This window comes from Clostridium sp., from assembly GCF_021372645.1.
Classification (GTDB): Bacteria; Bacillota; Clostridia; order Clostridiales; family Clostridiaceae; genus Clostridium.
The window spans coordinates 66,798-75,898 of the sequence record NZ_JAJFUC010000029.1 but is presented as its reverse complement, the minus strand read 5'-3'; the positions used below and the strand labels follow the sequence as shown (position 1 = coordinate 75,898).

Genomic DNA, 9,101 nt, shown 5'->3' with positions numbered 1-9,101 from the left:
CATGATATTAAGTATTGGATTGTTATACATATATTATTCAATATTTATACATAAATTCAAAATATAACATTACATGAAATGCTGTGAAAATACAAGAAAATCGTACTTATTGTGTGTCTATTTTGGTTAGAGCACTCCACTCCGTAACGTTCGACTAAACCGTGAAACAGATTTAAGGTATAAATCACATCCAAAAATCAATCTGTAGTTTAATACTATTTTTCTTGAATTTGTCCGCTTTTTTTATCAAAATAATATGCCCCATTACGTTGAATAGCACCATTAACATTTTTGTAAATATCAATTATATAATAATCTTGTTCTTCTTTTATATTTACATAAATGCCTTGTACATTACTTGTAAACCCAAGTCTATTGTTGATGTTAAGATATGTCATTATTTTTTTTACTATATTCCCTTTAGTTTGATTTGAGTCAAATGTCTCTTTAGTATCTAATATTGTATATTCTCCTTGATTGATTATATATAATTTGCCTGTATTTGAATCATAAAAGAACTCCTCACCTTCATCACTATTATCACCGGTTCCATAAAGTGATGCGAACCTATATAAATTTTTATTAGCAGATTCAAACTCCTTAGGCAAATTTAAATTATCTATAGAATAATAAACTAATTGAGAGTTACTGCCTAAATTACAATAATCCTTAACAATATCATATGCTTTCTTTATGTCATCCGGCATAACTTTAGTAGTTTTAGAATCGTCTAATGTACCATCATTATTTAAATAGTAATAGTTTGTATCTCCTGAATAACCTGTTATCCACCCTGTTTTTATACCCTCAATAGAATCTACAAAATACCACTTTCCGCCATAACTAACCCATCCCCATTTTTCCATTCCATTTTCATCAAAATAATGCCACTTTCCGTCAATTGATATCCATCCAGTTTGCATATAGCCATTACTATTAAAATAATAATACTTGTGATTTATAAATTGTCTACCTGTATAATAAGAATTTCGTTGTGAATACCACCATCCATTGCTATCTTGTTTCCATTCAGCGTTTACACCTATTGAACTAAATGCCCCTATACTTATCGCAATTGCAGATAAAGCAATTACTTTTGTTAGACTTTTCTTTACCATAAACCCCATCCCCTTATATTAAAATTACATAACACATATTATATTTATGAAAAATATTTAGAGATAGAATAAATGTTTTTTGATTTGCTTAATTATAAACAACTTATAATTAAATAAATATAAAACTAAGTGTTTTTTCTTTAATCCTTTGTTTCTATTACACATCTATATTTACAACTTTTTTTATCCCTTAACCCTGTAAAAGCGATTTGTCGCTTTTACTATGTACTCAGACCATAAACCTTGCCATTCCCTCCTCCCTCTTCCTCCATTTACCTCGCATTTCCTCGTTAATTCAAATAAACCCTGCCGAAAATTTTTCACAAAAACCATGATATTGAATACCGTTTTTTTCATCAAAATTTAATCAGAAAACCATTAAAGTTTGACGAAAAAGATTGGAATCAGGATTAAGGGATAACTATTTTTCTTTCAAAAATTCTTCATATAAAACCAAATATTTCTTCCACCTTAAATCTAACCTTGGTTAACCCTTAAATCAACCTCGGTTTCCCCTTGAATCTAAAATCTTGGCACATAAAAGAGCCAAGATTTTCTTCTCGGCTCTTGGGTTTTTATTTAATTTTGAAATGGGTACAATTCCAACCCAATTATCGTTTTCGTCAACGTTTAGTAGAATCGGCAGGGTTTGGTGGAAATCGGCAAGGTTTAGGGGAGGTATTCAAGAATTGACTATTTCACCTCCATTTACATGTATTACTTGACCTGTAATATATGAAGCACATTCTGAAGCTAAAAATACATAAGCTCCAGCACATTCAACGGGTTGGCCTGCTCTACCCATTGGAGTATCTGAACCAAATTCTGAAACTTTTTTTTCATCAAAGCTTGATGGAATAAGTGGCGTCCAAATAGGGCCTGGTGCAACAGCATTTACTCTTATGTTAGTTTTACCTTTTGAAAGTGCAGTTGATAAAGATCTTGTAAAAGCAACTATAGCACCTTTTGTCATTGAATAATCAATTAATGTTTCATTCCCTTTATATGCAGTAATTGAAGCTGTATTTATTATACATCCTCCTGCTTTTAAATGATTCATTGCTGCTCTTGTCATATAAAAAGTACCATATACATTAGTTTTAAATGTCTTATCAAATTGCTCATTTGTTAATTGTTTTATGTCAGTACAAACATACTGAACAGCAGCATTATTAACTAATATATCTATTTTTCCATATTCCTTAATGGTTTGTTCTAAGACACTATTGCAGAAATTAAAATCACTAATATCACCAACTATAAGCGTACATTTTCTACCTATAGCATCTATAAGTTTTTTAGTTTCTTCTGCATCTTTATGTTCATTATAATAAACAATTACTATATTTGCACCTTGATTTGCATACGCAATAGCAACTGCTTTTCCTATTCCACTGTCACCGCCTGTGATTATAGCAACTTTATTATTTAAAACATCACCCTTTTTATTATAAAGTTGATCATCATATATTGGAGTTGGATTCATTTCACATTCAAATCCAGGCTGTTTGTTTTGATGTTGCTTAGGGAAAGATGTTGGAAAATTCATTTTAATTCCTCCTAAAGTTCTTATATTTTTCTATAAATTAGTCTTTCCTATATAAAAAAAATTATTTATTGGAATTAAAACAAAACTTCTACTAAATATTAAAGAAAAACTTAATTTTTCTTTAATATTTAGTAGAAGTTTATCATTGAATTCTATATGTAAAATTTTAATCTATTCTTTCTATTGCAAGACCTACAAGTCCAGGTCCAGTATTTGCTCCAAGTGCAGGTCCAATTGTTTCAGCTATTGTGCATTCTACTACATTTGGAAGATCTTTAATTTGTCTTGAATTTGATTGCTCTATAAAAATCACTACTTAATTATAACCCCAAGAAGTCTTGCAAGTTCTGCTGCTTGAAGTGGTGAAACTATAGCATCTTTTAATTCGTTTCCTGTTAATGCTATTTCAGATATATCACTATTTCTAAAATCAATTTGCTTAAGAGGTGTATTAGTAAATTCAGAACTACTTATATCGCAACCTTTAAAACCTACCTTGTTAAAGTTACATTCCAAAAAGATAGAACCTTGCATATTACTATCTTTAAAATTTATATTCTTCATTTTAGAATAACCAAAATTTGAGTACCTCCCAAGAACTTCTTCAAAAAGAATATTTTGAAGATTGCCTCCACTAAAATTAGTTCCTATAAGCTTACAACCTTTAAATTCTACTCTATGTATACTTCCCTCTGAGAAATCAATATTAGATAAATCACAATTTTCAAAAATTACATCTAACAAATCTATATTTCTAAAAGAACATTCATTAAATATAACATTTACAAAGTAACAACCATTTATTTCTATTTTGTCTTCATTTATATAGTCTAAGCTAATATTCTGAATTAAAGTATTTGATATATATCTTTCATTTATCAATTCATCTTTAACATCTATATTTTCTTCTAATAAAATTTCTAATTTAGGTTTTAATATTTTATTTAACTCTGCCATATGTAAATTCCCCTTGATAAAATAATTTAGTCGTATATTATTAACAAATAATATTAATATACATTCTATTATATCAAATAAATTATAAACAAGTTAACTTTTAAAACTTCCCATTGTATAAATTTAAAATTATATATTTAAAAGAGTTTGCCTTAAAATTAAGACAAACTCTCTCTATCATTTCTAATTTAAATTAATTAATACAAAAATTTTTATAAATTTCTTCAACTTTTTCCCAATTAATTATATTCCATATGTTCTTAACATATTCTGCTCGTAAATTTTTATATTTTAAATAATAAGCATGTTCCCAAATATCTATAGTTAATATAGGAATAAATCCAAAACTAATAGGCGTATCTTGATTTAAAGTACTCATAATTTTTAGGTTTCCATGTTTATCTTTAACTAACCATCCATATCCTGAGCCAAATTGATTTATAGTTACTTCACTCATTTTATCTATTAACACTTCTAAAGTTCCAAAAGTTTTATCTATTTCTTTTAACAATTTTCCTTCTGGGTGTTTCTTGGGATGAGGTGATAGAATAGAAAAATATAAATTATGATTTGACACTCCCCCACCTTGATTTATAACATCTTGTCTAATTTTTTTAGGTATTTTATTTACATTTGAAAGTATTTCTTCTAATGTTTTCCCCTTTGTAAATCTTTCATATCCCTTTAGAATATTATTTAATTTATTTACATACCCTTGCAGATGCTTATTATAATGTATATTTACAGTTTCTTCATCAATATATGGTTCCAATGCATTGTATGAGTATGGTAATTCAATTTTGTCATACTTCATATATCCTCCAAATAGATGCACTTAAAATTACTATGGTATTATACTATGCTAAAGCATTAATATTGATACCCTAAAATAATTATATTTTTTTATGCAGAAACAGTTTCTCCATCACCAGATACAATTTCTGTATCACATACATTTCTATTATTAAATAATTCTGCATTTCCGCATACTTTCCCCCTATGAGATACTATTACGTCATCATATATTACAGCTGTATCACATACTACTGCTTCATCACATACATGTACATTTCCTGATAATCTTACATATCCATATATTTTTGCATTTCCTGATAAGATTACATTACCACCTGCAACAGCCCTATTAAAAACGAGTACATTATCACATACTCTTGCATCATCTGATAGTTTTGCATTATCATATATACTTGCTTTTCCTGATACAATTACATTATCAGATATTTCTGCGTTATCACTTACTATTGCATCATCACACACTCTAGCTTTTCCTGAGATTTTTGCATCTCCAGCAATAACTGCATTTTCAGATACTTGTGCATCATCAAATACTTGTGCATCATCATAAATCCAGCAGTTACCATTTTGAGACAAGTTCTTCAAATCCTCAACATATCCCCCAACTTCCCCCTTTTCCACATCACTAAAACTTTTTAAAGCAATAATTTGATATAATTTTTTTCCATGACAATATCCATCAATAAAATTTTCACTTAAAATATACTTATTCATAATAATTCCTCCTGAAAATATATAATTTTTTTATTAATTTACATAGCTCTTCTATAATTTAATTCTATATATAATTTCTAAATTAAATGATTCTTATAAAATATAAGAGAAGTACATAGAACTTTTTACTTACTTGAATTAGCTTATATTTATTTATGAATACATATTTTTATACTCTGAGTACAAATTTAAATTAAATACATTATATCACTATTATTATAGAAAATGTAAATATTTATTAAATTATTTAATTTTTACAGTCTTTCATCTATGTCATATTTTCAAAGATTGCAGGCACATTTAAAATTCCATAACCCCAGTATGGACTAGGTGTAATATCCCCACTTCTTGTAACTGCTCCTTTTGCAAGATATGCTTTAATAGTTTGAGAATATATATATGGATCATTGCCATTGATGATTCCCCATTGAAATAACATAGCACAAACTCCAGCAGCTACAGCTGCTGATACACTAGTTCCATTAACAACAGCTGTTTTATTATCAGGAGCTACTGTTAATGCATTCACGCCTCCTGCCGCAACATCTATTCTATCAACAAATGCATCTAAAGCTGCCATCCCAGAATAATTAACAAGATTATTATTATTTTGGTTATAAGCTGCTATAGTTGTTATATACATTGAGTTGGCCGGATTAGTTATTGTTCCAAAAGGATCTGAGTCAATAAATCTTGTATTCCCAACTGTTATTCCGCTTTGAGGTATCCATGCATTATATTTCCCATTAAAAATATAATTTGAAATGACTCTAAGTCTCCATATACCTGGTTGTAATTGATAAAATCTGATACGTATTAATTCATCCCCAGTATTCACTTCAGGAAAATAATAATTAATTTTACTTGATGTTTTTTCAAATATAAAAGTATAATTTATAGTGTAATTAATTATGATTGGTATTATACCAGTACTTTCCCCTGAAGGAGATACTATCTCTATAGAATTTATATTGGGGTAATCAGTCCAAATCTCAATCCACAAATGTTTTTGTTCAGGTGACACCTGTAATTCCATAACACTAGCTCCAGTAGCTTCAATTCCACTAATACTAGATAATGTGCTAGAAGCATGGCCTCCAGTTTCTCTTTGATTACCTGTTGAAGCAACTACTACAATACCACTATTACTAGAAATCGATTCTATAAATTCTTCTAGTAGTCCAATTCCCTTATGATTGCCTAACGAACTTCCTAATGGAAAATATATAACCATTGGTTTGTAATTTGTTAATGCATATTCATATAAAAATTGCAACGCTGCAAAAATAGTTGATATATTAAATACAGGTACTGTAATGTCTGGAAACTGAGCTTCATATGAAAAGTCTTCTATTAATTTTACAACTACAAAATCGCACTGTGGAACAACACCCTTTAAATTAGGATTTTTCCCAGTAGCACCAATTATTCCAGCCATGTTTGTTCCATGTCCAATTTCATCTTTACTTGGCAGTATTTTATAGGGAGAATTACCTCCTCTATATTCCTTTATAGCATTATTTATTTCACTTTTTCTATATACAGTCCCAAATGATACAAGGTCAGATTCATCTTGATTAGTAGAAATTATTGTTTGATCCCAAATACATTCAATTCTTGTTTCTCCATTGGCATCCATAAATTCCTCACTCAAATAATCAATACCCGAATCAATAATTGCTACGTTAACCCCATTTCCTAATAAATTTAGAGGAGATCCTGCTACTTGCACGAAACTAGCTTGAGATGCTTCAATTGGTGAAATTTCTTGTAAGGTATACATTATTGCTGGATTAACATATAGAATAGATTGAAAATATGTTTCTTCACTTAAATTGATTTCCAAATTTTTCTTTACCGATACTATTGCATATTTATCATTAATTATCATGACATAATTACCTGGCCTTTTTGAAATCTCTAATTCAATATCTCCTTCATATTGGACAATATAATTATTATAATTTACATCATGTAAAATCTTCTCTGCCTCTATATTCTTTTTCATTTAAACTCCTCCATTTTAATTTTAGGAATTCTTATGAATAATCTTTTAACATAATATTCAATAAAATTATGTTCTAAATCTATATCATTTTCTTGTCTATAGCTTCTGCTAATAACATTAAATGTACCTAATAAGTCAAAAAATCCATAGCCAATGTCTTTACTAGGATATATATAACTAGGATTGCTCCTATCAGCTCCATGTATTAAATAAACTATAATTTTTGTAGAATACATAGTTCTATCATTTCCATTAACAATTCCCCATTGAAGTAAAAGTGCACAAGCTCCTGCTACTATTCCTGTAGCTGCTGAACTACCTGAAACAGTAGTAACTCCACCTAATGCTTTGGTTGTTAAAATATTCATTCCTAGTGTAGCAATATCAGGATCACTTTCAATATTACTAACACTAAACCCTTTTCCTGACGAAGCAACTAAAGCATTGTCATTTCCATAGTAGGCTACCGAAGCTACTTTCCTAGCTGTAGATGGTATTGTTAAAGTAGTAAATGGATCTGATTGAAGAAATCTTGTGTCTTCTGGTAATGTTTTTTTAGGTGGAAGCCATATATGATATCTACCATTATTTATATAATCTCCTCTTAATTGAAATGTCCATATTCCAGCTTTTATATCGGTAAAATTAACATCTATAACTTCATGGCCTGTGAAATGTTCTGGAACATTATATCTAATTGTCATTTGAGTTTTAAAATAAACAAAATTCTTGGTCTCTACTTTATTTATTTTTGCCTTAATAAAATTAGATGCCTCCCCATTTGGCGCAATTGCATTTAAAGATGCTCTGTTAGGTTTTAGCACCCATATGTGAAAAGATAAGTATTTCATTTCTTTTGATATTTTTAATTCTATTGTTGCTATATCACCTACGTATCTTATATTTCCAGAAGCATGTCCCTCTGCCGCTCCTTCATTTCCAACTCCTGCAACTGAAACAATACCTCTTATGCTATTAATAGTTGTCAAATATCTTGAAAACATATTATTACCATCATGGCTACCTTCAGTAGTACCAATTCCTAAATATATAACCATAGGTTTATTCTTTCTTATAGAAAAATTTTTTAAATACTCTACTCCTGCTAAAATTTCAGAAGTATTATAAACTGGAGTATATTTTACACCATTTGCCTTTAATTCATTTCTAAAATTAATAGATTCCCAAAGTTTAACAATTACAAATTCACAATTTGTAGCGATTCCTTGAAATTCTTTATTATATCCTCTTGCACCTATAATTCCAGCCATTTCTGTTCCATGCCCAATATCATCTTTTAAAGGCACAATTCCATATGGATCTTGTTTATTTCTATAAGCCTTAATTGCATTATTGATTTCCTCATTTGAATACGTTTTTCCAATATAAACAGATTGGTCACTAGTATCTTGAATAGTTTGATCCCATATACTTGCTATTCTTGATGTATCATCTTCTCTAATGAATTCCTCATTTAGATAATCTATCCCTGTATCTACCATACCTATTAGTACACCGCGACCATTTAAATCTAAGTAAGGATTAATTTTAATAGCATTTATATTATCTACATTTGATGGCGAAATATCTTGGAGTACAAACTTACTTCGAGGATCAATAAAAGTGATTGATGGTACATCTTTTAAAAGTTGATCTACGTATTGGGGAGATGTAGATATAATTCCAATAGTATTAGTAATTGTATCTCCACAGGCATATGATATTTTATCTATTTCTTCTTTAAAATTACCTCTGTATTCAACTAAATAATCAGGTGAATCTTCATAATACAAATTACACTTCTTTAAATTGGGCACATTTAACTCCTTAATATTACTCCTCCTTAATAATATTTGTTTTCAATATAAATTATTCATTTAGTAATTTATATTTTGATTTGCTTATGATATAGTTTTTTCAATCATTTCAATTTGTTTTC

At 28.8% G+C, this 9,101-nt stretch carries 7 protein-coding genes and 1 pseudogene; all 8 read right to left on the bottom strand.

Annotated elements, in window-relative coordinates; genetic code table 11:
• Positions 1–215 precede the first annotated feature (215 nt).
• The 8 genes and pseudogenes from LLF98_RS04800 to LLF98_RS04765 all read right to left on the bottom strand — a co-directional run bounded on the left by LLF98_RS04800 (position 216) and on the right by LLF98_RS04765 (position 8,979).
• The gene (locus LLF98_RS04800) at positions 216–1,118 is read right to left on the bottom strand and encodes a hypothetical protein (protein WP_291701399.1); all 903 of its coding nucleotides are present in this window, start codon (positions 1,116–1,118) and stop codon (positions 216–218) included.
• 682 nt (positions 1,119–1,800) lie between these two features.
• Complete coding sequence (locus LLF98_RS04795) at positions 1,801–2,667, bottom strand: SDR family oxidoreductase (protein ID WP_291701397.1); 867 nt, start codon at positions 2,665–2,667, stop codon at positions 1,801–1,803.
• A 166-nt stretch (positions 2,668–2,833) separates the two neighbouring features.
• Positions 2,834–2,947, bottom strand: a pseudogene (locus LLF98_RS04790) (fatty acid-binding protein DegV); the annotation flags it as partial.
• A 32-nt stretch (positions 2,948–2,979) separates the two neighbouring features.
• Positions 2,980–3,624: a pentapeptide repeat-containing protein gene (locus LLF98_RS04785; RefSeq protein WP_291701392.1), complete on the bottom strand. Its 645-nt coding sequence runs from the start codon at positions 3,622–3,624 to the stop codon at positions 2,980–2,982.
• 193 nt (positions 3,625–3,817) lie between these two features.
• Positions 3,818–4,438, bottom strand: coding sequence for a superoxide dismutase (locus LLF98_RS04780; RefSeq protein ID WP_291701390.1), 621 nt, complete (start codon positions 4,436–4,438; stop codon positions 3,818–3,820).
• An 89-nt stretch (positions 4,439–4,527) separates the two neighbouring features.
• A complete protein-coding gene (locus LLF98_RS04775; protein ID WP_291701388.1) occupies positions 4,528–5,154 on the bottom strand; it encodes a hypothetical protein in 627 nt (208 codons plus the stop codon).
• 268 nt (positions 5,155–5,422) lie between these two features.
• Positions 5,423–7,162 (bottom strand): S8 family peptidase, encoded by a 1,740-nt coding sequence (locus tag LLF98_RS04770; protein WP_291701386.1) that lies wholly within the window; start codon positions 7,160–7,162, stop codon positions 5,423–5,425.
• A complete protein-coding gene (locus tag LLF98_RS04765) occupies positions 7,159–8,979 on the bottom strand; it encodes a S8 family peptidase (RefSeq protein ID WP_291701384.1) in 1,821 nt (606 codons plus the stop codon). Before LLF98_RS04765 ends, LLF98_RS04770 begins: the two co-directional genes overlap by 4 nt.
• Positions 8,980–9,101: the final 122 nt, after the last annotated feature.

Bases quoted from the DNA above. Each gene is read 5' to 3' on its own strand.
- LLF98_RS04775 (WP_291701388.1), bottom strand. From the start codon at position 5,154: ATGAATAAGTATATTTTAAGTGAAAATTTTATTGATGGATATTGTCAT.
- LLF98_RS04785 (WP_291701392.1), bottom strand. From the start codon at position 3,624: ATGGCAGAGTTAAATAAAATATTAAAACCTAAATTAGAAATTTTATTA.
- LLF98_RS04770 (WP_291701386.1), bottom strand. From the start codon at position 7,162: ATGAAAAAGAATATAGAGGCAGAGAAGATTTTACATGATGTAAATTAT.
- LLF98_RS04780 (WP_291701390.1), bottom strand. From the start codon at position 4,438: ATGAAGTATGACAAAATTGAATTACCATACTCATACAATGCATTGGAA.
- LLF98_RS04795 (WP_291701397.1), bottom strand. From the start codon at position 2,667: ATGAATTTTCCAACATCTTTCCCTAAGCAACATCAAAACAAACAGCCT.
- LLF98_RS04800 (WP_291701399.1), bottom strand. From the start codon at position 1,118: ATGGTAAAGAAAAGTCTAACAAAAGTAATTGCTTTATCTGCAATTGCG.